This window comes from Pseudomonas sp. 32_A (assembly GCF_017490905.1).
In the GTDB taxonomy this organism is placed as follows: domain Bacteria; phylum Pseudomonadota; class Gammaproteobacteria; order Pseudomonadales; family Pseudomonadaceae; genus Aquipseudomonas; species Aquipseudomonas inefficax.
Window position 1 is genome coordinate 1 of the sequence record NZ_JAFGYI010000260.1, and the last position, 481, is coordinate 481.

Annotated in this window: 2 protein-coding genes; both read left to right on the forward strand. The window is 49.1% G+C overall.

The features are described from left to right. The coding region (locus J5M58_RS26585) for a rhodanese-like domain-containing protein (protein WP_207880345.1) at positions 1–360 on the forward strand (360 nt) is incomplete at its 5' end. Positions 361–412: 52 nt separating this feature from the next. After that, positions 413–481: glutaredoxin domain-containing protein (locus J5M58_RS26590; protein ID WP_306795258.1), on the forward strand; the 69-nt coding region annotated here is incomplete at its 3' end.

Below are 481 nucleotides of genomic sequence, written 5' to 3' on the forward strand. Positions count from 1 at the left end.
GTATTATTTACCACGTTTAAGAGCCTGACCTCAAAAGTGAAGGTGATTACTCGCGGCGAAGCTACACGTCTCATCAACAAAGAAGACGCCGTTGTTGTGGATTTACGCCAGCGCGACGACTTCCGCAAAGGCCATATCGCAGGCTCCACTAACCTGCTGCCGAGCGCAATCAAAGCCAACAATTTTGGCGAACTTGAAAAACACAAAAACAAACCTGTGAATGTGGTTGATGGTTCAGGCATGCAGTGCCAGGATTCAGCAACTGCGCTGATTAAAGCCGGTTTTGAGCAAGTATCCGTACTGAAAGACGGCGTAGCGGGCTGGAGTGGTGAGAATCTGCCACTGGTTCGCGGCAAGTAATTTACCCGTCTTCTTTCATGCCGCAGGGTAAAAAGAACACTGGAGATAAGTCATGGCCAATATTGAGATCTACACCAAAGCAACCTGCCCGTTTTGCCATCGCGCAAAAGCGCTGTTGAAC